The organism is Brevibacillus invocatus, assembly GCF_003710915.1.
In the GTDB taxonomy this organism is placed as follows: domain Bacteria; phylum Bacillota; class Bacilli; order Brevibacillales; family Brevibacillaceae; genus Brevibacillus; species Brevibacillus invocatus.
In genome coordinates, this window is sequence record NZ_RHHR01000013.1 from 68,240 (window position 1) to 91,468 (window position 23,229).

A 23,229-nucleotide genomic window follows, 5' to 3' on the forward strand; every position below is an offset into this window, starting at 1 on the left:
GTTTTGGACAATCACATGAAAAATAACATTTTGGTGACCTCGCCGATAGATCGCTCATTTTTCGGGATTCAAATTCAGGATGTTCGCAATATGCGTCCTCTTGGATTTGGCACGATGCGCGTAGGTACCACCTGGCGTCAGATCGAACGAGAAAAGGGGAAGTTTACTTTTGGCGAAATCGATCAGTATGTCGCCTTTGCACAGCAACAAAATTTGGATGTCATCATGCAGTTGGGTCAGCCCCCGAACTGGGCAACTGGCGGAATTTCATCTTCCCCGTACGGCAATCTGTTCAACAGCATTCCGCCTTACAACATCCAGGATTGGCGAAATTATGTGACGGCATTGGGACAAAGGTACAAAGGAAAAATTCGCTACTACGAGGTGTGGAATGAGCCGAATCTGAGCGGCTTTTACTCCGGCAGCCTGGCCAAGCTGGTGGAATTGACGATGGAGGCAAATAAAGTACTGAAAGCCATTGATCCGCAAATCCAGATCATCAGCCCCACCTACACGACCGAGAATGGCGTTGCCGGTATGGGAGATTTTTTACGTGCAGGAGGAAAAAACTGGATAGATATCGTCGGAATTCATCTCTATGGCTATCCGAAACCGCCAGAAGACATGCTCACTCTCGCCAATCAATACCGACAGATCGTCACGCAAGCAGGTGCCGGTCATCTCCCTGTCTGGAATACGGAAAGCAGCTGGAACAGCTACTATTACAAAGGAGTCCTGTACGGAAGCGATGAAAACGATTACTCCATCCAAATGCCTGACGATTTGGCTATTTCCTACATTCACCGCATGTTTTTGTGCAACTGGATCGCTGGAATGGAGCGCGCTGTGTTTTACGGAATGGATCAGCCTTGGTCGCGCATTCGCTTGTTAGACCTGAAAAATCTCCCGAATGTCGCCGTCACTGGCCAGGCTTATCAGCGAATAGTGGACTGGCTGACCGGTGCATCCATGCATCAGTACTCGTTTTCCTCCAAAGGGTTACACACGATTTCGCTCCTGTACGCGGATGGACGCTCCGGCTATGTGCTCTGGACCGATGATGACCGTACGGCGACGATCCAACTCTCACCAGAGCTTGCCCTCAGTCAGATGCAAACTGCGGACGGAAAGCAAGTCCCTGCAACAGAAACTGTGACGATCACCTCCATGCCCCTCTACCTGAAGAAATACGATGATCATCTGACCCTTCCCGAGATTGTTCCCAATAGTGAAACCCAAACAGAGTTGCTCTACAATGGCGATTTTTCCATGCGAATGTCAGACAATTCCTTTCCACTTGGCTGGTCGACAGGCAATTTGAGCGTGAGCAAATATGCAGGGGCAGACGCTCCACCCAATCAGACGACGATCACCCTCACACCTGCCGCGCAATACGATCAGATGGTTCAACGACTGCGAAAGCCACTGGCGAAAGGCAGCCTGTACAAAATGTCGATTACCTACAAGCTGCCCTCTTCACCAATAACGGGCAAATGGACGATGGGACTGGACGTTAGCGCAATGGGGACACCGCTGATTGCGAATGCCTTTATGCCACTCCCTGCCCAGGATGCCTTTCAAACCAGAGAAATCACCTTTTACTACGGCTATGAAGACCCCGATCCGTCTCCCGATCTGCGGATTTCCATCGTGAACATGGCGCCAACCGGACAAAAGCAGCCGCTTTATATCACCCGTATTTCGCTGACGAAAATCAGCGAGAGCGGGAACATCGATCCACACACCTACAACCTGATCTACTCACCGGTCAAACCCATGTCCGGTTCCTTCTCTGTCCATGATCAGATCCATTTTACGGATGCCAATCTGATCGCAACAGAGGGGATGGGCTGGGTCTGCGTTTCCTCGGGAACCTACGGCACACTGAGTGGAGTGAGCGGGACCTTGACCAGCGGCAGCCACATTCTCGTCGTCAGTCGTGCCAATTCCCTGCGCGTCGGTGATTATGTGAAGGTGGGCAATGATACCAACGTGTATCTGGTATCCTACCAGCAGAACGGGACTCGTTATGAACTGGGAAGTGTGGCGAGAAGCTCCCAACAAAATCAAAGCGTCTCCTACGTACCTCCTGTCTTTATTCCGCTGGCAAAGACTGCTCAAGCGGCACTGCCCGCACCTGCTACCCAAACCGCCGGACGCAGCCCCTACGTGTACCAAAATACACAATCGTATCCGGTAGACATCATGGTCGCCAAAGGAAACGTCTCCCTCTTGGAATGGAGTCGAAATGGAACGACTTGGTATAATACAGGCTTGACCAGAGGAATGGTCACATTGTCCGCAGGAGATCGAATTCGTATCACGTATTCCTCCGCCCCGCAGATAACGGTCGTCCCTCGCTAGCAAATGAGCGCCTCCCAGGCGCTTTTTTTGTACAATCTGAAAGTAACCGCCCTAATGGGCTAAAGGATTAACGGAAACTACAGCTTGCTTGCTTGCTAGCCTGCCTAGCCAAAAGACTCTTCACGCACCTGCTGATCGGGAAACAAGACAGGGATATTGCGCACCCCTATAGCCTGGGCAAACAGGGAGAGCAGGTAGAGCGGATTCAGGTACAGGTAGCGCCTCCACAGCCTTTTGGGCTCTTGAATGAGCCGAAACAGCCATTCCAGACCGCTGCGTTGCATCCACGCCGGAGCCTGTGGCAAGTGTCCGGCGTGAAAATCAAACGCCGCTCCTACAGCCAGCAAGGGCATCTGGAGCTGGTTGCGGTATTCATACACCCAGGTTTCCTGACGCGGGCAGCCAAGTCCGACAAACACGATCTTGGCTCCACTCTCCTGGATCTCGCGGATGACCTCCTGCTTCTCTGCTGGAGACAGCCTGCGAAAACGAGACGGAGATGCCCCTGCGATACACAGCTCCGGGAATCGTTGCGACAGCTTGAACGACAACGTGCGTATCGTCTCAGAAGTACTTCCGTAAAGGTAGACGGGAATCTTCCTGGCCGCAGTGGCCTGCATGACGCGCAAGGTCAGCTCTGGACCATATACACGATCCGGCAAACGAATCTGATGCAGGATGCGCAGTCCCCATCTTACAGGCTGACCATCTGGCACCAGGAGATCGAGACCGTTTAATCTTCTACGCTGTATCTCATCCAATGCACCCGTCATCACACCGTGCACGGCAAGTGCCGAGACACCAAAAGCTCTTCCCTCTTGTGCATGTGCGATGATCTCTTCTACGGCATACTCGTAATCCACCGCCGATATTTGGACGCCCAACACGGAATGTTTGCCTTGATTGATCATCGCGCCAAGCTCCATCGTTCCCTGTTTTGCTCATGAATCTCTTCCATGATCATGGAGATGGAATAGCTGATGCGCCACTCCGGATAATGGTCCATCAGCTTTTGGATGTCGCTTACGTACCAGATATGATCACCGGCCCTGTGCTGATCGCGGTATTGATAATCCACTGTCCGGCCGGTAATCTTTTCCGTCAGCTTGATCGCTTCGAGCATGGAGATATTGGAATAGATGCCGCCACCGAGGTTGTACACCTCTCCCGGATTAGGCGGTCGGGTAAACACAGCGTCGATTGCTCCGATGACGTCCTTGGCGTGGATCACATCGCGCACCTGCTTGCCTTTGTAGCCCAGAATCGTATAAGCCGTCCCGGTCATTGCACATTTCATCAAATAGTTGATAAACCCGTGCAAGGGTACACCAGCCTGCCTGGAGCCGCTCAATACTCCGCCTCGAAAGCAGACTGTCCGAAGCCCGAAGTATCGTCCATACTCCTGAACCAAGATATCGGCAGCCAGCTTGGAAGCTCCAAAAAGAGAGTGCATATTCTGATCGACACTCATATCCTCTTTGATTCCCAGGTGATACGGGTGCGACTCCTCCACTTCCCACCTTGTTGCTTTTTCCACCAGCGGCAATCGGTTGGGTGCGTCACCGTATACTTTGTTGGTCGAGGTAAAGACAAAGACCGCATCCGGACAATGGCTTCTCGCCGCTTCCAGAAGATGCAGGGTGCCATTGGCATTCACCGTGAAATCCATGATCGGATGACTTGCGGCCCAATCGTGCGAAGGCTGGGCGGCTGTATGAATGATCAGGGAAATCGCTTGGCCGAAACGGGCGAAGATCCGATCCAGCTCCTCGCGATCGCGTATATCTACGTCATGGTGTTCATAGCTATGTCCGAATTCCTGGATCAGTTGCGTACGATTCCATAGCGTCGATCCTTCTTCTCCAAAAAAGGTCTGCCGCATATTGTTGTCAATTCCTACCACATGATAGCCTCTAGCCGCGTAAAAGGCTGCTGCTTCCGAGCCGATCAAGCCCGCCGATCCTGTGACGACTACGACTGCCATATATTCTCTCCCCTATCTGCCGCCGCTCTGTTCGGATAGGCGGCGTCCATTGCCTGACAAATTCCTTGGGCAAACCGCTCAGCCATTTCTTCGATCGTGTAGGTCAGGCTGGCTCGAGCACACCCTTGCTGTAATGTCATGAGGCGTTGATCATCGGTCAAAAGCTCAATGACCTTTTCAGCATAGCCCTCTACATCTTCCGGATCTTCCAGCATGACACCATTTTCCTGATCCCGCAGATATTCGATCTCCGGACTGTGATAAGGGACATTGGTGGTGACGAGTGGAACGCCAAGCGCAAAGGTATCGAGGACGGCCAGCCCCACGAGACCGGGCATGAGAAACAGCTTGGAAATCATAAAGTACGGGACTTTTTCCTCTTCAAATTTCGGCCCGACATAATGGATCCAGGCATGGCGGCTGGCCGCCTCTATGATCCGTCCATCCTCAACACCTGCTCCAATAAAGATCATGTGAAATTCCGGGACAGCCTTGCGAATCCGCTCACACGCCTCCAAGAGAAAAGGCAGCCTTTTTTCCGGATACATTCCGCCCGTATACAGCCCTATATGATCGCTTGAGATGCCAAGCGACCGCTTAAACGCCATAAGCTTTTCCCGGGACCACGTTTCTTTTGCCTGAACGAGCTGACGCGTATCGATAGCGTTTTGCACAGCGGTGATCCTCTCTGCTGGAAAGCCCAGCTCCTTTACCACTTTGGCACTCCGCTCATTGTAGGAAAACCACCAGAACACCCGGCGAGACATCCACGCCTTTACCCATTCCCCTGACCTGCTGGCGTTGTGATCCTGAAAATTGCGGCCATGCCCCCAAAAAGCCATTTTTCTTCTGCCAAAAAAGCTTTGAAGCATGAGCCAGTAATTCAACAACAGCTTGCTTGCTTGTTCCACAATCACCAAATCCGTATCTTTCAACAGGCGTGTGCAGGGCTGCCAGTACAGCTCTCTTGACCCCAATCGAAAAATGCTGTTCTTGATCTTGTGCGCCCAGGGCAGCTCGATCGAATCTTTTTTGCTCGCCTCCGAATGGCCCGGCTGTCCGTAGATCAGGACAAATTCGATTCCCTGCTCTTCCAGACGTGCTTTTAGCAATTCGTAAAAACGGCGCCGATACTGAGGGAGCGACTTGTATACAATGGCTACGCGGGGACGTCTTTTTGGCTTCTTCAAGTCGTTTCCTCCTTCCGCTTGCGAACTCCCCGTCCTCTTCCCTTTTGCAGTACCCGGTAGCTGTAATACAGTCCTCCTCGCAATGTTTCCTTGCAGAGATCTTTGAGCAGTTTCGGAAAAGGCAGAGGGTTGATCGGCATCTGCAAGGTCTCCGGCCACATTTCCCGGATCATCTCCCGGTACAGCTCATTTCGCAAACCATAGCTATGCTTGACGGACAGCACGGTGATCAGCAGCTTGCGATTATTGAATGGGCTGAATTCATCTATGGCAATATCTTGTTCAGATACATAAATTGCGCCCCAATTCCCGGAAATTTGTTCCCACTCAAACAGCGTCAGCGGATTGATGTCCCATTTTTCCTTTGCATCTCTGATCCCCTTCAACCAATGCTCGAAGCTATCTATGACATAAGGCTGTTTGCCCAGCCTGGCATGCTTGGCCAGAAAACTGCCCGTTACCTCGCGTTTCGGATGATAATCGTAGTACGCTTCTCGAGCGATTTCGCTATGATTGCCTGTGATGTTCACCTTGCCCTGGGAACGCAAAAAGTGCTGATAGATGATGCTCGATTTGGCCAAATCCCGCATTTGGGTGTTTTGCTTGTTCAAGCTGACAAAGCTCCCATCCAATTGCTCGATGGACGGCAGAACGTGAAAAGGAAGGCCGAGACGTGCGAGCAATCTGGACGGTACGGTGACGTCCGTCGAGTCTTTCTTCAATCCGGGATGCAAGGAAATGTAATAGAACACATGGCTGCTCACATGGCGGCTTGCAGCCAATAAGATGCGGCTGTCCCATCCCGCGGTGACGGGCAGCATCACTTCGGAGCGGTTGGCTATGGCCTTCATCGAGCCGATGAGCATGTTACTCGCTTGCTGAACGGCCTCACGCAAGGCAATGGGTTGCAGTCTGGCTCTGGGCCAGTAGCGTGCTGTTTTCCCACTGTGCAAATCCAGATAGTGATTGGGAGTCAGATGCTTGATTCCGCAATAAGGCGAGCCATCCCCAGGCCAGAAATTTTCAGAATGATGATACTGGGGTGAGTGCAGAAACGTCTGCAGGTCCTCATTCTCATCAAGTTCAATTCCGAGATGATCTGCGAGTGTGCTCGCCTGAGACGCACACCACATGCCTTCTGGCTGAACCGTATAAAACACCTGTCGCATGCCGCACGCATCATGAAAAAGCTTAAGCTGCTTCCCGTCCTTGTAAAGAATGATCCACCGCCCCCCGCAGTGATCCATGCCTTGCAGCAATTGTTCAAAGGACGAGCATTGCTGATGGATGTCCTGCAAGATCTCTTCGTTGGACCAATCAGGATGCTCGGGATCGATCAGATACCCGAGCAGGATCAACTGGCTGTTTTGTCGGAAGGATTGGGTGATTGGCAAGTCTGGATGGACAGAGAGGAACAATCGATCATCGAGCGGCAGGTGAATCCAGTCATCCCTTTCGAAATAACGGGAACCGATTATAAATTGACGGCGATAAACGAGCCGTTCCGTATTGGGGATCATCACGTAGACTCCTTTGGATTCGCTCGGACAAATCTGTTCAGGAGATTGGCTGTTACCCCTTGGGTGATCTCACTTACCGTCCCGCGCTCATCTTCCCAGGGATTGGCCAAACCAAAGCACCAATATATCGTCCCTGCATCAAAGACGAGTGAATTCGTCCAGTAGCGATAAATGGTCGTGTGTGCCACTGCCTTTTCACCCTGCGAATTGATCAGAGGGGAGGCAGCAATTACTTCCAGATTGGCAGGCGTAAAAATATCGTCGGTCACGGTGTCGTACTCCCACCCAACCAATCCTTTCACCAGATCTCCCTGCTTGACGTCGAGACCTTCGAATAACCAATGCTCCGGATCGTCGATGACCCAGTCTTGCGGCTGCTCGACGATTCCTTCATACATTTGACCCAGAACCTGACTTTCCGGTTCGTCGATATTCCGCCACTCGGTGCTCATCAGCTTGCGCTGGGGAACTGGATCTTCCTCTATTGCTCTGTATTTGTAGCAGGTCTGTATGCGGGGTTCCGCTTTTTCTTGAGAGGGCTCATCCAAGCGAATTTGCCAGTACAGGTCGTTTGCACCGAAAAATGCCAGGTTGACCCCCATATCTCGCAATCGCTCCACATACTGTCTCATTTGACGTGAGTAATACTCATCGTGTCCAATGGAAACAAAGCCTTTGGGTATCCATTTAACCCGTCCCAGATGGGTGTCCATATTCGTCACATAACCGATGTCATAGCCCTTGGATTCCAGCCAGTAAACAGTGGGGTACTCCAGATACAAATCTCCTGAGCCGTAGTATTGTTCGTACGGGCGGTTGTAGGAAATGACGACAGCCGTATTCTTGGGATCATCGTCATACTCGATGTATGCGCCTGTCTGATCGTCGTAATGCCCGTAGTACCCGTACCCTCCCCAAGCGCTGTAGGCATGCCAGGTCGTCACGGAAGACTGCACCATCAGATCATGCTCGTACGTCTCGTCACGCACCAAGAACGGAATATATTGTTGAAATCCCTCTTCTTCCGTCAGTCTGACAATGTAATAGCCTGTCACCCAATCCTCCTGAATCGTCAGCTCAAAAGCTTGCTTCCAGTTCAGATTCAATAGCTTTGTCTTCGGATCTGGTTCAGGCAGGCCGTTTCTTCCTGACTGCTTGGACCACCACCCCTGTGCTTGCCCGATCAAGCCTGTCTTGGAGAAAACAAGCCTCGCTCCCTTCCCTTGGTAGTAGCCCAACCGAAACACTTCCAGCTTGTACCTGCGACCGCTGGTCTTCGTACTGATGTAGAGTCCCAGCTTCTCCCCTGCTACGACACTCGTCGCGGAGGCGTAACCCTGGATTTCTCCTGCAGCCGGCCTGGTGACCTTCCAGTCTGCATGTCCGGGCTTTGCATTTTCTTCTGCTATGAACGATTTTCTGGGGTACTTTTTTCCTACAGGCATGGCAAAAGCAGGTGCAGCAGTCGCCAGCATCCACTTTTTATGCAGCAACGGGATATTTCCCAGCGTTAGCAGAACACCCGAAAGCATCGTATACTTCAAAAACATCCGCCTTGTAATCCGACCTTTTTCTTCGTTCATTGGCCGATCACACCATCAGGGGAAAGCAGATGCTCCGACACACCCATTCCCTCGTAGTGAATCTTGGCCTTCTGAATTTCATTCGGATTCAAAAAATTGCGTGTATCCAGTACATAAGGCTGACGCATCAGACTAGCGAGCTTCTGCCAATCGATTTCCCGATATTCCTGCCAATGCGTCAGCAACACCACGGCGTCTGCCAGGCGTCCCGTCTGGATGGGATCATGACAGTACTCGATCGGCAAATCCGGGTTCAAAGCCCGGAACATGCCCATTCCCTGGGGATCGTGCACCTGAACCAGTGCCCCCCGCTCAAGCAGCTTATCAATGATGAACGAAGCTTGTGTTTTTCGCGCATCATCTGTATTCGGCTTAAACGAGAGTCCCAAAATGCCAATTCGTTTGCCATTGAGGGATTTCAAGCGTCGAATCAACTTTTCCACCACATACATGTGCATCCGTTCATTGGATTCGACTGCCGCCTTGACCACCATCAACTCACTCCCGTATTTTTCACTGGTCGAGAGGATTTCAGATGTATCCTTAGGAAAGCAGCTGCCACTCCAGCCGCTGGATACCTGAAGAAACTTATGACCGATGCGGCTATCCAGCCCCATGCCCGCAGCGATGTCCTGCACGTTGCCACCGATCACCTCGCACAATCGGGCTAACTCGTTGATATAGCTGATTTTTACAGCCAGAAAAGCATTCGAGGCGTACTTGATCAGCTCGGCACTCTTGGTATCCGTCTCGAAATAGTTCGCCCGTGGTGCGTTCAGATCGTACGTAAAGGTGAAGTGCGGCGTGAGACGCTCGTACCCTTCTCTCGAGATGAAGCTCTGGTACAGCTGCCGCATCTGCTGCAAGCCCTGTGGATGAACACTCCCAATCACGATGCGATCCGGGAAAAAAACATCTTCCAACGCATAGCCTTCTCGCAAAAACTCTGGATTGCTGACGACGGTAAAATGCGTTTCGGCAGTCAGCCCGGACGTTTCTGCCAGTAACGTAGTGACCAGCTCTGCCGTTCCTACTGGAACCGTCGATTTCATGGCGATCACGGTAAAATGATCAGACGACAAGCGTTTTCCGATCTGTTCGGCAGTCGCTTTGATATAGCGCAGATCGGCAGACCCATCAGCGCCTGACGGAGTACCCACTGCGATAAAGACGACCTCCGCATCCGCTACCGGATCGTAGGAGCTAGTGGCAAACAGGCTTTTTCCGATCAGCTCCGGTACCAGAGTATCCATCCCTGGCTCGTAGATCGGACTCTCTCCCCGATTCAACCGATCAATCTTATCCGGGTCGATATCGACTACCGTTGTCTGGTGACCGTTCGCTGCCAACGCGGTTCCCGTCACACTGCCGACATACCCTGCTCCGATGCAAACGACCTTCATACCGTTTTCCCCCTCCATTCTCACGACTGGACGCGTTCTATCATCTGTCCCCTGTACGCTTTGATCGTACGCCGAAGCCCTTCCTCCAGATTTACCTGCGGCTGCCAATCCAACAAACTTTTCGCTTTTTCAATAACGGGGCGGCGCATCTTGGGATCATCCTGCGGCAATGGATGGAAAGTGATGGTGCTGCGCGATTCGCACATGTGCTTCACCATGACGGCCACTTCCAGGATTTGATATTCACTGGGATTTCCGATATTGATGATCTCTCCCGTCGCCTCCTGTCTATCCATCATGAGCTGCAGTGCGCGAATATTGTCATCGACATAACAGAAAGACCGCGTCTGCTTCCCGTCTCCATACACGGTGATATCTGCACCCGTCAATGCCTGCGTGACAAAGTTGGAGATGACCCGCCCATCGTCGTTGCGCAAACCCGCTGAGTACGTATTGAAAATCCTCGCCACCTTTACCTGGACGCCAAAGCGTTGAAAATACTCGTAGCAGAGCACCTCGCCAAGACGCTTCGCCTCGTCGTAGCAAGCCCTCGGCCCCCACGTGTTGACATTGCCGCAATACTCCTCGGGCTGAGGATGCATGACAGGATCTCCATACGCTTCACTCGTACTCGCATACAGAAGCTTGGCGTTGTTCATGCGCGCCAGCTCCAGCATGTGCTGGGTACCGATGGTATTGACAGAGATCGTAGCAAAGGGTTCATGTTGATAAAATTTGGGCGATGCTGGAGACGCGAGATGATAGATCTCCGTGACATCCATGAGCAAGTCGAGTTGGAGCACGGCCGGATCGGATACGTCAAACCGAAGAAATTCAAAGTTCGGATGATGACTCACCGTCTCTATATTTTGCATGCGACCAGTGGACAGGTTATCCAGTCCGATCACGTACTTCCCCTGTTCCAGCAATGTTTTCAACAGATGGGAGCCCAGGAAACCAGCCACACCCGTTATCAGCGTTTTCATAAACAGCTCCTCCTGCCCTATGAAAGCAAAAATCCCTTTATCAAGTGCCGTGCGTCTGTCTGTACTCCTCGTAGCGCCTTCCTGCCAAACCCATGACCATGCCAGCACCCAGACTGATTTGCTGCAGAGCCTTGTACAACCGGACTCTCCCCATCCCAACGGCTGGTAGGATGAGAATGGCCCCTATCGTGATGCGCGCGAGTCCCTTCAAGGCACGGAGCAGCAATTTTCGTGTCGGCAGCTGGATGTCGCGTTCACACAGGGCATAGGTGTTCCCTGCCCGATAAGCTCTTTGCAAAATCCAGCCCAGCTTCATGCGACTTGCTGGTACGGTCTCGTACACGACTGCTTCGTCTGCCCAAATGATTTGATGGCCTTGCTTGCTGATACGCAGAAAAAAATGGGTGTCTTCTCCTCCGGTCAAGGCATAGCGCGGGTCGAATCGGTTTTCATCACGAGCAAAAACCTTCGTGTGAATGAGTACATTTCCTGTTCTCGCCAACTCCATGTGATAGCCTGTCGGGTGGCGCGATCGCTCGTAAAATCCACCTTTCACACTCCACACAGGTGCTGCATGCCCGAAAACCGGCAGGACTGGGCCAGTCACCACATCCACCTGGTACGTTCGCTGCACAAGCATCAAAGCTTCCAGCCATCTCGGATCTGGCACTTCGTCATCGTCGATGAAAGCCATGAAATCATACGTGTCCTTTGTCAGCTGGATCGCAGCGTTACGAGCATGGGATATGCCCCTTCGCGGTTCGTGAAATAACCTCAAGGTCCAGCGATAACCGTCTTGTAGCCTGGAGCAGATAGCAGACGCACTCGACTCGGGATCATTGTCAATCACCAGCACGTGTACCTCAGGTGCGTGACCGGATGTGAAGTCCAGCTGTGCCAGGCCAGCCAGCAGCTGCCGCAGCCCTTCCGGTCGTTTGTAGGTCAGCACACAGATCGCTACCTTCATCCCTCCATCCTCCTCGTCGTTCTGAGACGGCTCCGTATACGCCCTCTTTGCTCAGCTCTCTTTTTATGCGGAAGGGAGAATCCGAGCGTGATGAAGAGCGTCCAAAAAAAGCTGTTGTGATCTAGCAAGGTGGTCTCGGTCAGATTGCACAGCACGAGATAGATCAGATAGAGCAGCGGCCAGAGGTTTTCCCATCTGTGGGAGGATACATGGTAGCGCATCGCTTTGTATAAACGGCTCACGAAGCTAAATAGAATCAGACACAGCCCGATCAAGCCAACATCGAGAGCGGCATCCAGAAAACCGTTGTGGGAATTCGGCGGCTCCCAGGTGGTAACCATCCAGACATATGCCGACTCTCCTTCCCAGCCCAGCCAAAATCCACTGTAGCCATATCCCAGCCAGGGATGAACCTGAATCATTTCGATCACGATGTCCCACAATCCAGTCCGTCCTGTCAGCGTCATATCTCTCCCAAAATACCTGAGCAACGCTTCCATATGAGGAAAAATAGCGAGACATAGCCCTATGAAGAAGAGGCTTGCAGGCAGCCAGAAAAGAATCCGGGCGTATGGATTCCATCGCAAGGTCGTGAGAAATGGAATACAACCCATGGTGATGAGCAAGACGATCATTGCCGTTTTGGATTCTGACATGGCAAGCATCAACACACTGAGCAGAAAGCCTCCAACCGTCAGCCATCGCGGCCATTGCTTCATCAGGATCAGCAGGAAGAAGACGATCGCTGCCAAGGACATGATCCTGCCTAGCTGATTTTTATGTGAAAATATCCCTCTCCAGACTAAGTTGCCCTCATGCATCATCGTCCCGAGCTCGGGAAACAAAATGGTGACAATCAGGCTGAACACCGCCCCCGCGAGTAGTGCCCATGCGATCAATTGAAACAACTCGCGCAGGCTGAATCTGGTTGCCAGATAGATGGCGAACAGATTGGTTCCTACAAAGGCGATGCTTCTGCGCATCGTAATCTCCGGCGCAGCTGACCAAAGAGACGAGAGTACTATCATCAGCAGAAGAACGAGCGTAAGTTTGTCCCTAGATATTATTTTCATCACGTGTTTTCGATGGATGTAGATCAGCACAGCTGCTATAACGTAGATCAGCTTCCAAATCGTCTGTAGCAAAGCATTGCCATCGGCCACACTGTCCATTTGCCCGGCCTGAAAAAACGGAAAGAAGGCCTGCGCAAATAATAGGAGAGTGATGATGACATAGACCTGCTCAAAGCGTCTCCATCGCTGGGATGACTGCTCTTTCCTTTTTCGGGCCTCTACCCTCGTCTCAACGATCACTCCATTGTGCAAGCTTCGCCTCCTCATGGGTCAGCTGTCCCTCCATCCGCACCACTCGCTCCCGCCGCAGCAGATAGCCAATAATCAACCAGTAGCAGCAGCAAAGCATGATATCTCCCACAATGCTGACTACGATTGCACCCTTCCAGGAATAGAGCGGCACGATGAGCATGTGCAGGACTGCCACAATGACGGCAACCATGACCTGAATGCTGGAGCGCCATCCCTGAAATCCGGCTCCTGTCAGGGCATCAGCGGCAAAGATATGAATTCCCTTAAATAAGGGAACAACAGCCATCCAGCGAATGGCCTCGACTGCGAACAGATAATCCTCTCCCAAAATCCAAGGCAGAATCGGTGCCATCAAGTATAGGATCAGCCAGGCAATTGCCGCATAGATCAATGCGAACGGAATGAGTCGTTTGGCATAGCCGACGCTGCGTGCGATGCCGTTCTTCCCTTCCTGAAAAAAGCGGGAGAAGGATGCGCTCATCAAGGAGTAAATCGGCGTCAAGGCTACATCCACGATCCGACTGGCTGCTGCATAAATGCCGGCATGATCGGCTGAGCCATATCTCACCAGCATGGTTTTACCGATGTCGGAATAGACAACAAGCGAGGACATGCTGATTGAAAAATATGCTCCTTCTTTGACTTCTCTGATCAGCTTGCGGATGTTCATGACAGGCCTGCCCAATTCCTTGATCACCAGGATCAGTGCTGCGAGCATCATCACGAGTGTCGTCATCAGGTAAAGGAATCCCCATAATTCAATGTTTTGCTCGGTATTCATCCATGCGAGTGTAGCCGCACCCGACAGCCGCACTCCGCCCATCAGCATATTTAATTGTGCTGTGCGTTTTAATCGCTCGAAAGCTTGATACGATTGCCCGCTAATGTTAAACACGCGATAGCAGATCAGATCAGACAAAGCGACCCAGAGAATCACCAGCGGATTGATCGTATCGGGAAGAAAGAGTCTGCCCAGCGTTACAGTGACGGCCGTCAGCACAATTCCCGAAATGAGTGTCATTAACAAGGCATTGCCCAGATACTCGCGAAAAACGGTCTTGTCGCGCGAGACGTTCATGACCAAAAGCTCTCCTCGTCCCAAACTGGAAAAGGGGGCCATGATCGCGACTAGTGTGACGACTCCCATGAATAATCCATAGCCGTGTGCTCCGAGGGTTCTCGCGATGATCACGAAGTATGCCATCTGCAGGACCAGCTTGACTCCTTCGCCCATCAGCATCCACAACGTATTGCGCATCAGCAGGCTGTTCCAATGCTGGCGCCATACAAGCAACTGTTCTTTCCAACTCATCCGCGCCTTCAGCATGTATTGCTCCGAACGACCACACGTATCGTCTGACAAATGATTTTGACATCTGTACAGAAGGAAATTTGCTGGATATAAGTAAAATCGTGCTGCAGATTTTCATGAATCGGCCTGTTTCGATCCGGGCTGATCTGCCAAAGACCCGTAATTCCCGGCTTTACCAGCCAACGCTGTTTTTCATGGAAGGTGTACACCTCTTCCACGATCATTTTTTGTTCGGGACGTGGACCGACAAAGCTCATCTCCCCTCGGAGAATATTCAGAAGCTGTGGCAATTCGTCCATGCTCGTCTTTCGGAGAATTCGCCCTACTCTCGTGATCCTTGGGTCGAGCTCAGTAGTCGGCGAAAATCCTTCTGACGGCGCATGTGTGTACATCGTCCGAAACTTATAGATGTTGAAGACCTTACCGTTCTTGCCCACGCGAACCTGGCGAAAAAGCACACAGCCCGGAGAATCCAGGTAGATCAACACAGCAAGCAGGAGAAAGAGCGGACTGAGCAGGAGAAGCAGAAGCGCAGCAAAAGTGAAATCGAGGATGCCTTTCACGCAAGTCGCATAAAGGGAAGTATTGACTCTGGGTCTTGTAACAGGGATATAGTCCATATGCTCATCATCCTACGGGAAGCTTCCAATGATTTTGCAAGTATTTGTCCTTCACTTGCGTCAGGTACAGTCCAAAATCCTTATTGAGTTCTTCATTTTTCATGGCAAATTCGACCGTTGCTTTCAAAAAACCAAACTTGCTGCCTACGTCATACAGCGTGCCTTCATAGCGGTAAGCCAACAAATCCTGCTCTCTGGCCAGGGTCTGCAGAGCATCTGTCAATTGGATTTCACCTCCTACACCCGGCTCGATCTGCGCGAGAATCTCAAAAATGCGCGGGTCGAGGATATACCTGCCGATAATGGCCAGATTGGAAGGCGGCGTGCTTTGCGGCTTTTCGATCAGATTGTGGATCAGGTCCAGACGCTCCCCGATTGCCACCCCGTCAATGACACCGTATTTACTCACGTCGTCCCAATCGACTGCTTCTACCGCGATGATGCTGTTCTGATGGTGATGGTATAGGTCCATCATCTGTTTCAAGCAAGGCACCTCGCTGTCGATCACCATGTCCCCCAGCAAAACCGCAAATGGCTCATCCCCGATGAATTTGCGGGCGCACCAGATGGCATGCCCCAACCCCAATGCTTCCTTTTGTCGGATGTAATGGATTTCGACCAGATTGGTGAGTCCTTCTACGATTTCGTACAAATCGTTTTTCGAGCGCTCCCTGAGATTGATTTCCAGCTCGTAATTTTTGTCAAAATGATCCTCGATGGCTCGCTTGCTGCGCCCGGTGACAATGATGATGTCTTCGATACCAGAGTTTACAGCCTCTTCGACGATGTACTGAATCGTCGGCTTATCTACGATAGGAAGCATTTCCTTGGGCATCGCTTTTGTGGCTGGAAGGAACCGGGTACCCAGGCCTGCGGCAGGAATCACTGCCTTTTTGATCTGCTTCTTCATACCCTCACCTCATTCGTATCGTTACGTTCCAACGGTTCCCACTCATGTACGGGTCTTTGTTCCGGCATTGGTCCTAGCTTCGGCTCCGATTCCAGCTTCTGCTCAGCTATCGCCTCCTGCTTCGGCTCTGCTTGTTCCAGGCTCATTCGTTTTCTCCTCGGCTTCTTCCGGATCGCGGCTAGTGCTTCGACCCAGATCAGTACGCATACCATAAGCACCAGTCCCAGTACAAAAGCCAGTGACATATTGAGCAGCGGTTTGGGAAAGACGGGTTCCATGCCAGCTTCGTACTCTGCCTCGTCGACGATCATGACGTTGTCGACATTCATAAACAGGTTGATATTTTGTGAAAATGAACGGGAGACTTCGTTTGCGATTTGGATAGCTAGAAGGGGGTCATGGTCGGTGTAGGTAACGGTGATAATGAACGAGATGTTTGAGGTTTCGACTTCCAATTGCTCCAGCAGTTCTTCCGGGGTACGGGATAATTCCAGCTTGCGGATCACATCCTGTGCCATTCGTCGGGTTTGAATCAGGCTGCTGTAGGTCTTTATCAGTTGCTGGTTGCTCAAGATACTGTTGTAAAGATCCTGTCTGTCCAAATCCTGCGGTTTGACAAGCATCGTGGTAGTAGCAGAATAAGTGGGCGTCAGTACAAAGTAGCTCAGGTAACCAGCTCCCATCACGCACAGCAAAGGTATCAGGACCATCAGAATCCAGCGCCTGCGCATGGCCTGAAGAACCAGCAGGACAAACTCTACATTCATGTGTAAAAGGACTCCTTTTTCATTCGTTTCATGCAAATCACCTCTTGCGAACGTTATGATTGCCCCATTTTTCCCGACAGGCAACACGGCACAGGTAGTCCAATTTCCCTAAACTTTAGTGCCAGTATATGTACAAAGCTTCGGGATATATGTCATGTTCCCAGAAGTGTCGAACCCTTTTTTTCTTGCAGGTCCGCAGCCTCGGAAACCGGTTTTTTCAAAAACTGCTCGATTTCCTCCTTGAGTCTTTTTCGCTCCTGATCCGTGACGAGGTAATAATAGATTCCGCCTATCATTCCGCCTTCTCCACGGATGCTTAATACCTCAAGCTCCTCCAGCGCACTTTTGTAATCCAGCATCAGCTCCTGCATATCGGTGAGCGCGAGGTTGGTCTTGATACTGTTTCCGACATTGGCCAGTATGGTGTCCAGTTTGCCTACGGTACTCACCTGCTTTCCCTTGCTCATCAGCTCCCGGATAATCTGCTGCTGCCTTTTGTTGCGGCCAAAATCCCCTTCCGGATCCTCATAGCGCATTCGCGCATAGGCGAGTGCCTTGTTTCCATCCATCGAGATGCTTCCTTTGGGAAAATGATAGCCTTCATAGTCAAACGCAAACGCATTCTCTACCGTGACGCCGCCAAGCGTGTCGACGATAGCGGAAAAGCCCTCCATCTCTACTTTTACGTAATAGTCGATAGGGATGTCCAAAAAGTGTTCTACCGTTCGAACCGTCGAGGGGATGCCACCCGCACTGTATGCGTGATTGATCTTGTCCTCCTTGCCGTTGGAAATGATCGTGGTGCGGGTATCACGCGGGATGCTGAACATGAGCGTCTCATGCTTTTCAGGATGGACAGCTAGAAAAATCAGGGTGTCGGTTCGACCTGGATCAGCTCCCCTTTTGTCTACTCCAAACAACAGCATCGTAAGTGGGCGTTTTGGTTCCTTTGGCACGACTTCTGGAGTCACGGTCAACTCCATGTCTTCCTTTTTTTCGCTGACCTGTACAGGGTGCGCAGGGGGTGGCAAGGGTTCATAAATGATAGAAGCCGTCTCGCGAACATTCTGCCACAGCTGATAAAAAGAAAAGGCGATTACACTCGTGCCGACCAGCGCAATGGCTATCGTGATTTGCCAGAATCGTCGCTTCATCCCCATGCATCTCCTGGTCCATGCTCATGAGCATTCTAATTAGTCCCAACCCGGTGTCAAATCAATCCCAAATCAGTCCCATTACCAAGGTATTACCCTTTAGCGCTTTTCTTTCCCCAAAAATACAAAACCCCCTCTTCTCGCAAAAGAAAAGGGGGCGTATCGATCTAATCCGTAGGTCTCTTTAGGAAATGGGATCCAGATCCGGATTGTAGCGCTTCACGTATTCAAATATTTCATTACCGCGCAGTAACGTACAGGTAAAAACCTCCTGTTTTTCACCGAGATGGGCTAAAAGCTGCTCCGTCCCTTTGTCGATGCGACGAATAGCCGCTTCCGGCAATGTAAGCACGTGCGGGACCAGGAGCTGCAAGTACCATTTGCCTTCCTCTTCCTCTGAAACATCGATCTCCAGCTCCATATCGTTCGAGTCGAATGCATACAGATGTTTGAACAGCTGTTCCCGCGTTCCAGAATCCAAAGAAGAGATATCTGCATGACTCACGCTCAAATAATATTCTTCGTTAAACAATACGACCTGCTCATTGATTACCTTGTACTTTTTAATCAGGGGATTCACTTCCATGTTGGGCCTCCTCACAGGTTGCTTGGCATTGTGTATAGCATACTATCTTTCCGAACTTTCACGCAACTTCTGCGCTGCACAACGATTCGCAAAGGCTTTTTCGGGCAGAGAAAAAAGGCCCTGCCGTCTGTTGGCAAGGCCCACTGCTTGTTTTCGTTCACTTGATTTTAGACCAGGGTAGAACCGTCTACGACGGCTTGCGCATCCTCGAGAGAGATCAGCACCGCTCTGGCTTTTCCTCCGCTTTGACCCGCGACATAGCCATCCGCTTCCATCATCTCGATCAAGCGCGCTGCCCGGTTGTAACCTACCCTGAATCTGCGCTGAAGTCCAGATGCAGAGGCTTGTCCCTGCTCGGCTACATACATGAGCGCCTCCAGATAGAGAGGGTCATCTCCTGCATCGTATGACTGCACCTGATGCTCCAAATCTTCCTTGCTGAAAAGGAAGGAAGGCTTTCTTTGCTTTTTGATCACGTGCGTTATGCGTTCGATCTCATCATCCGAGACAAAGTTCCCTTGCAGGCGCACAGGGGTCGTTCCGCTCTCCAAAAAGAGCATATCCCCTCTTCCCAACAACCGCTCTGCTCCAGACTGATCAAGTATCGTCCGGGAATCAACCTGGGAAAAGACGGCGAACGCAAGACGCGTCGGTACATTGGCTTTGATGTTGCCTGTGATGACATCGACGGAAGGACGCTGGGTCGCCAGCAAAAGATGAATTCCGCAAGCCCTTGCCTTCTGCGCGATCCGAATGATGCAATCCTCTACGTCCTGTGGAGATACCATCATCAGGTCAGCCAACTCGTCAATCACGATCACGATAAACGGCAGGACATCGTCAGTCGTTTGGTTGTAGCGGTCAATATCGCGCACTCCAGCATCCACAAACAATGCGTATCGCTTTTCCATCTCTTCGACTGCCCATTTGAGTGCTGCTGTCGCTTGCTTCGCTTCCGTAACGACCGGAGTTACCAGGTGCGGCAAGTTGTTGTACGGAGCTAGCTCTACCATTTTTGGATCGATCAAAAGCAGGCGCACCTGTTCAGGAGTCGCTTTGAACAAAAGACTGACAATAATCGAATTGATACAGACGCTTTTACCGGAACCAGTGGAACCAGCGATCAGTCCATGCGGCATTTTTTTGATATCCGCGATGATGGGTTCTCCACCGATGTCCATCCCTAGTGCCACGGCAAGCGGGGAGGAATGCTGCTGGAATTTTTCCGAGCCGATGATCTTCTCGATCAGAACTGGCTGACTGGACAGATTGGGCACCTCAATCCCGATTGCATTTCGACCAGGTATCGGGGCTTCGATCCGGATGTCCTTGGCTGCCAGGTTCAGCTTGATGTCGTCAATCAATCCGGTAATTTTATTCACCTTCACGCCCGGCGCCGGCTGTAGTTCAAATCGGGTAACGGATGGTCCTTTTACGATCCCTACCACCTGAGCACTGACGTTGAAATTAGCCAAGGTCTCTTCCAACAGCAGCTTTTGCAGCTGCGTATGCTCGTCGTCATCCCCTGTTGGCTCAGGGCTCGGATTAAGCAGCTCCAACGCTGGCAATTGATACGTTGGTTCTTCCAGCTCCCCCACCTGTTCAGTCGGTTCGACTGTGGCGCTGGATTCGCTTGCTGGAGTGTCGCAATGCTCTGGTTCTTGTGCAGAGAGGTTCAATTCCGTCTCCTTTGCCTCTGCTCGCTCCAAAAGCCGCGTCAATTCAGGGCTTCTCCACGGTTGGACAACCACTGAAGTCGGGGAAGCATCTTCATGAACACTCTCCATGACTGGCTGCTCATCGTCTACCAGATCTGCAGGCAGCTCATCTTCGCTTTCATCCTCGTCGAGGGAGATGCTGTCGTCCTCCTGCACCTGTGTCAGCTTTATTTCTTCCATTATAGCCGGTGCCGATTCTTCCAGCTCTTCATCCGCTTCTATCGACTCTACGATTGCCGCAGGCTCTTCGGTTTGGCTTGCGCTTGCCTGCCATGGGTAGTCGTGCGCTGTGGCGTCGTCCACCTGCTCCTCGTGAGTCATGTCAGAAATGTTCTGCGACTCGTCACTATGCCATGCGAGTTCTTCTTCTTTCCATTCACTCTCGTAGCTCTGCACGTCATCGGCTGCATCTGCCTCACGCTGATCCGTAAGCGTGTTGGTTCCAGCAGGCTCGTCCACCAGTACAGTCTCGATCGTGACTGCCACTTCATTTGTATGTAACTCAGCTTCGTACAGGTCCTCTACCGGCACCGTGGACGCTGTCTGCAAAGAAGATTCTGCTGGCTGTAAATCACTCATTTCATCCGCGAGTGCAGGTTGCTGCTCTCGGGTAAAAAGGAACAACGGCTCCTCATTCTTTGCCTGTACTTCCGTGCCATCAGAACGTTCTACCGCGCCATCCTTGCTTTGCGCTTCTTCTTTTTTCAATTGATCCCATCTCTTGAGCTGTTTGAGATTCTCTTCCTGTTCCTGACGCGGATACACGATTCCCGCCGTCGTATGGATGCGATGCTCCTCCTCTTTGGTAGCCGGAGTGATTTTCCCGTAAACGGGCGAAACAATATCAGACGGCTGATAAGTGCGTTTTTCCACACCCGCTAAACGCGATGGATTGGGAACTGGTGGAGTTGACGGTTTTTCAGCCTGTCTTTTATTCGCAGTTCTTGGAATCTCCGGCTGTTTTGGCTGCTGTGTATGCACGCTTGATTTTTCCTTTGACACCTGTGCACGTTCCTGAAAATCTGTCAATTCGTCTCGTCGCTTGGACTTCCGCTCGTTTTGGGGCGGTATGTATGCTTGAGCCTTGTTCGTCTCTTCTCGTATTTCTCGTTCACTGTTCTTTCGTTCCGGATAGTGATCAGGAACAACCGGGAATCGGAAATACCGCTGTTGATTCAGACTGAACTCATCATTTGTCCGATCGGTCTCCCGCTCTCTCGGGTAGATGCTTTTTGTCTTCGCCTGGAGCTGACGGGGATTGGAACTGCCGGATGGACGCACTTCATCCGTTTCAACCTGTTCATCTTCACCCCGGAAAAAACTCATCAGCTTTTGAAGCCACGACCACATGTTGCAACGCCCTTTCTCACTTACCTTCATTTCTCTTTTATTTTACCACGAAATAGGTCTTGATTTCGTTCAATTATTATTTTTTCGTATTTGCGAAACTTTTCACAGCTCTAATGCGTAAATAGTAGGAGAACTGAAAAAATAGTACATAGGGAGGAAGACAGGATGTGGAAGAAAAGTAGTGCCCTTCTATTAGCGGGTATGCTCGTCTTGACTGGATGTGCTGGCGAAGCATCGATGGTGCGTGACTCCATTGTGCAATCCTTGGATAAACCCAACTACGATTACGAAGGTACACTGAAATTGACTGGTGATTTCGACAAGCTGCCAGCAGCATTGGGAGAGACACCAGATGCTCAGGGAACAGCTCTTCTGGCTGCTCTGAAAGCCGGCGTATCCGTCAAAGGTTCACAGCTTGACCTGGAAAATACCAAGGCTGTGATTGAGGTTAACGACGACAAATTGCTTCGCGACAACAACTTGTGGACAGGAGACAAAAAAGCTTCTGTAGAGCTGTTGGTCAACAAGGATTCTTTCTTCGTGAAATCCCCGCTGGATAGCAAATATCTGGTGATGAGTGCTGATATTTCGGGAGATTTGACAGGTCTTGGCGCAAGTGAAGGTGTCAACCCTGCCAAACTGAAAGAATATCAGGAAAAAATGAACGACCTGACGATTTCCTTTATCAAAAAATACGTTGCAAAATACGGCTACAAGCTGAACAACGTGAAAAACCTGGGCGCTGCAACCGTAGAGCTGCCGAATGGTGAAAAAGTAGAAACCACTCATATCGCGATCCAGTTGGACGCAAAAGAGCTGGTAAACATGTTCTTCTACACGGCTAACGATGCAGTAGCCAGCCAAGATGTCAAAGCATTTGCAATCGATATGATGGTTCTCTCTACTTCTCTGCAGGAAGAAATGTTCCCAGAGGATGGCCGCACGACTGACGCTGAAAAGCGTACAATGGCTGAAGCCGCTGTAACGGCTGGCCTGGCTGAAGCGAAAGTTTGGCTGGATGAAGTAGGCAAAACCTACACAGTTGACAAGATCGTAGAAGAAATGAAAACTGCTGGCTTCCACGGATTGAACTGGAATCTCGACTTCTACATCGACAAGGATAAAATGCCTGTACAACAAAAAAGTGCTCTGAATGTTACCTTCCAAGTAGAAGAAATGAAAGAAGCACTGACGATTGGCCTCGAAGCTGACCAATACGCTTACAACTTCGGCAATGCAACCAAGTACGCAATCCCGGCTGCTAGCGAAGGTGTGACCGTGGAACAGCTGTACAACGATGAAAAAGCAATCGACAGCTTTAGTGACAAAGGCTTCTTCCGCCTCTTCGTACAAAGCACCCTCGATTCCTACAAAGCTCAAAAAGAGTGGGAAGCGGAATGGTCTGAGTGGGAAGACGTAGAGGAAACAGAAGCGGTTGAAGAACCTGCTGCTGCATAATCCTCAACACGAGGAAATGTGAAAAGCACGAT

18 protein-coding genes are annotated in these 23,229 nt (G+C 51.1%); 2 read left to right on the top strand and 16 right to left on the bottom strand.

Translation table 11 applies throughout. From position 1 onward, the window contains the following. Positions 1-15 precede the first annotated feature (15 nt). The gene (locus tag EDM52_RS08845; RefSeq protein ID WP_122908640.1) at positions 16-2,364 is read left to right on the top strand and encodes a GH39 family glycosyl hydrolase; all 2,349 of its coding nucleotides are present in this window, start codon (positions 16-18) and stop codon (positions 2,362-2,364) included. Positions 2,365-2,468: 104 nt separating this feature from the next. Here EDM52_RS08845 and EDM52_RS08850 read toward each other — a convergent pair whose 3' ends face one another. The 16 genes from EDM52_RS08850 to EDM52_RS08925 all read right to left on the bottom strand — a co-directional run bounded on the left by EDM52_RS08850 (position 2,469) and on the right by EDM52_RS08925 (position 21,739). Further along, positions 2,469-3,275: a WecB/TagA/CpsF family glycosyltransferase gene (locus EDM52_RS08850; protein ID WP_122908641.1), complete on the bottom strand. Its 807-nt coding sequence runs from the start codon at positions 3,273-3,275 to the stop codon at positions 2,469-2,471. Beyond that, entirely contained in the window at positions 3,272-4,348 is a 1,077-nt protein-coding gene (locus EDM52_RS08855) for an NAD-dependent epimerase/dehydratase family protein (protein ID WP_122908642.1), read from the bottom strand. Before EDM52_RS08855 ends, EDM52_RS08850 begins: the two co-directional genes overlap by 4 nt. Beyond that, entirely contained in the window at positions 4,336-5,538 is a 1,203-nt protein-coding gene (locus EDM52_RS08860) for a glycosyltransferase family 4 protein (RefSeq protein ID WP_122908643.1), read from the bottom strand. Before EDM52_RS08860 ends, EDM52_RS08855 begins: the two co-directional genes overlap by 13 nt. Further along, entirely contained in the window at positions 5,535-7,058 is a 1,524-nt protein-coding gene (locus tag EDM52_RS08865; RefSeq protein WP_122908644.1) for an asparagine synthetase B family protein, read from the bottom strand. The genes EDM52_RS08860 and EDM52_RS08865 overlap by 4 nt, the downstream gene beginning before the upstream one ends. Then, positions 7,058-8,641: a N,N-dimethylformamidase beta subunit family domain-containing protein gene (locus EDM52_RS08870; RefSeq protein ID WP_122908645.1), complete on the bottom strand. Its 1,584-nt coding sequence runs from the start codon at positions 8,639-8,641 to the stop codon at positions 7,058-7,060. Before EDM52_RS08870 ends, EDM52_RS08865 begins: the two co-directional genes overlap by 1 nt. Next, entirely contained in the window at positions 8,638-10,044 is a 1,407-nt protein-coding gene (locus EDM52_RS08875; RefSeq protein ID WP_122908646.1) for a UDP-glucose dehydrogenase family protein, read from the bottom strand. The genes EDM52_RS08870 and EDM52_RS08875 overlap by 4 nt, the downstream gene beginning before the upstream one ends. Positions 10,045-10,064: 20 nt before the next feature. Continuing rightward, the gene (locus EDM52_RS08880; protein WP_183184926.1) at positions 10,065-11,030 is read right to left on the bottom strand and encodes a GDP-mannose 4,6-dehydratase; all 966 of its coding nucleotides are present in this window, start codon (positions 11,028-11,030) and stop codon (positions 10,065-10,067) included. Positions 11,031-11,070: 40 nt separating this feature from the next. Further along, positions 11,071-11,997 (bottom strand): glycosyltransferase family 2 protein, encoded by a 927-nt coding sequence (locus tag EDM52_RS08885; RefSeq protein WP_122908647.1) that lies wholly within the window; start codon positions 11,995-11,997, stop codon positions 11,071-11,073. Then, positions 11,994-13,322 carry an O-antigen ligase family protein gene (locus EDM52_RS08890; protein ID WP_183184928.1) on the bottom strand — a complete coding sequence of 443 codons (1,329 nt, stop codon included), beginning with the start codon at positions 13,320-13,322 and terminating at the stop codon, positions 11,994-11,996. The genes EDM52_RS08885 and EDM52_RS08890 overlap by 4 nt, the downstream gene beginning before the upstream one ends. Then, positions 13,300-14,634 carry an oligosaccharide flippase family protein gene (locus tag EDM52_RS08895; RefSeq protein WP_183184930.1) on the bottom strand — a complete coding sequence of 445 codons (1,335 nt, stop codon included), beginning with the start codon at positions 14,632-14,634 and terminating at the stop codon, positions 13,300-13,302. The genes EDM52_RS08890 and EDM52_RS08895 overlap by 23 nt, the downstream gene beginning before the upstream one ends. A gap of 8 nt (positions 14,635-14,642) precedes the next feature. Then, positions 14,643-15,254 (bottom strand): sugar transferase, encoded by a 612-nt coding sequence (locus EDM52_RS08900; RefSeq protein ID WP_122908650.1) that lies wholly within the window; start codon positions 15,252-15,254, stop codon positions 14,643-14,645. Positions 15,255-15,261: 7 nt separating this feature from the next. Next, complete coding sequence (gene galU, locus EDM52_RS08905) at positions 15,262-16,164, bottom strand: UTP--glucose-1-phosphate uridylyltransferase GalU (RefSeq protein ID WP_122908651.1); 903 nt, start codon at positions 16,162-16,164, stop codon at positions 15,262-15,264. After that, positions 16,161-16,931, bottom strand: a complete 771-nt coding sequence (locus EDM52_RS08910; protein ID WP_122908652.1) for a YveK family protein — start codon at positions 16,929-16,931, stop codon at positions 16,161-16,163. Before EDM52_RS08910 ends, galU begins: the two co-directional genes overlap by 4 nt. Positions 16,932-17,083: 152 nt before the next feature. Next, a complete protein-coding gene (locus EDM52_RS08915) occupies positions 17,084-18,085 on the bottom strand; it encodes an LCP family glycopolymer transferase (protein WP_245996733.1) in 1,002 nt (333 codons plus the stop codon). Positions 18,086-18,269: 184 nt separating this feature from the next. Continuing rightward, positions 18,270-18,671: a hypothetical protein gene (locus EDM52_RS08920; RefSeq protein ID WP_183184932.1), complete on the bottom strand. Its 402-nt coding sequence runs from the start codon at positions 18,669-18,671 to the stop codon at positions 18,270-18,272. A 167-nt stretch (positions 18,672-18,838) separates the two neighbouring features. After that, positions 18,839-21,739: a DNA translocase FtsK gene (locus EDM52_RS08925; RefSeq protein WP_122908654.1), complete on the bottom strand. Its 2,901-nt coding sequence runs from the start codon at positions 21,737-21,739 to the stop codon at positions 18,839-18,841. 165 nt (positions 21,740-21,904) lie between these two features. On the opposite strand from EDM52_RS08925, the gene EDM52_RS08930 reads away from it, so the two are divergent. After that, positions 21,905-23,197 (top strand): hypothetical protein, encoded by a 1,293-nt coding sequence (locus EDM52_RS08930; RefSeq protein ID WP_122908655.1) that lies wholly within the window; start codon positions 21,905-21,907, stop codon positions 23,195-23,197. Positions 23,198-23,229: the final 32 nt, after the last annotated feature.

Coding starts and splice junctions, on each gene's coding strand:
- EDM52_RS08910 (WP_122908652.1), bottom strand. CDS start 16,931: ATGAATGTAGAGTTTGTCCTGCTGGTTCTTCAGGCCATGCGCAGGCGC.
- EDM52_RS08895 (WP_183184930.1), bottom strand. CDS start 14,634: ATGAGTTGGAAAGAACAGTTGCTTGTATGGCGCCAGCATTGGAACAGC.
- EDM52_RS08920 (WP_183184932.1), bottom strand. CDS start 18,671: ATGGAAGTGAATCCCCTGATTAAAAAGTACAAGGTAATCAATGAGCAG.
- galU (WP_122908651.1), bottom strand. CDS start 16,164: ATGAAGAAGCAGATCAAAAAGGCAGTGATTCCTGCCGCAGGCCTGGGT.
- EDM52_RS08925 (WP_122908654.1), bottom strand. CDS start 21,739: ATGTGGTCGTGGCTTCAAAAGCTGATGAGTTTTTTCCGGGGTGAAGAT.
- EDM52_RS08900 (WP_122908650.1), bottom strand. CDS start 15,254: ATGGACTATATCCCTGTTACAAGACCCAGAGTCAATACTTCCCTTTAT.
- EDM52_RS08885 (WP_122908647.1), bottom strand. CDS start 11,997: ATGAAGGTAGCGATCTGTGTGCTGACCTACAAACGACCGGAAGGGCTG.
- EDM52_RS08870 (WP_122908645.1), bottom strand. CDS start 8,641: ATGAACGAAGAAAAAGGTCGGATTACAAGGCGGATGTTTTTGAAGTAT.
- EDM52_RS08875 (WP_122908646.1), bottom strand. CDS start 10,044: ATGAAGGTCGTTTGCATCGGAGCAGGGTATGTCGGCAGTGTGACGGGA.
- EDM52_RS08855 (WP_122908642.1), bottom strand. CDS start 4,348: ATGGCAGTCGTAGTCGTCACAGGATCGGCGGGCTTGATCGGCTCGGAA.
- EDM52_RS08915 (WP_245996733.1), bottom strand. CDS start 18,085: ATGAAGCGACGATTCTGGCAAATCACGATAGCCATTGCGCTGGTCGGC.
- EDM52_RS08930 (WP_122908655.1), top strand. CDS start 21,905: ATGTGGAAGAAAAGTAGTGCCCTTCTATTAGCGGGTATGCTCGTCTTG.
- EDM52_RS08865 (WP_122908644.1), bottom strand. CDS start 7,058: ATGATCCCCAATACGGAACGGCTCGTTTATCGCCGTCAATTTATAATC.
- EDM52_RS08880 (WP_183184926.1), bottom strand. CDS start 11,030: ATGAAAACGCTGATAACGGGTGTGGCTGGTTTCCTGGGCTCCCATCTG.
- EDM52_RS08845 (WP_122908640.1), top strand. CDS start 16: ATGAAAAATAACATTTTGGTGACCTCGCCGATAGATCGCTCATTTTTC.
- EDM52_RS08850 (WP_122908641.1), bottom strand. CDS start 3,275: ATGATCAATCAAGGCAAACATTCCGTGTTGGGCGTCCAAATATCGGCG.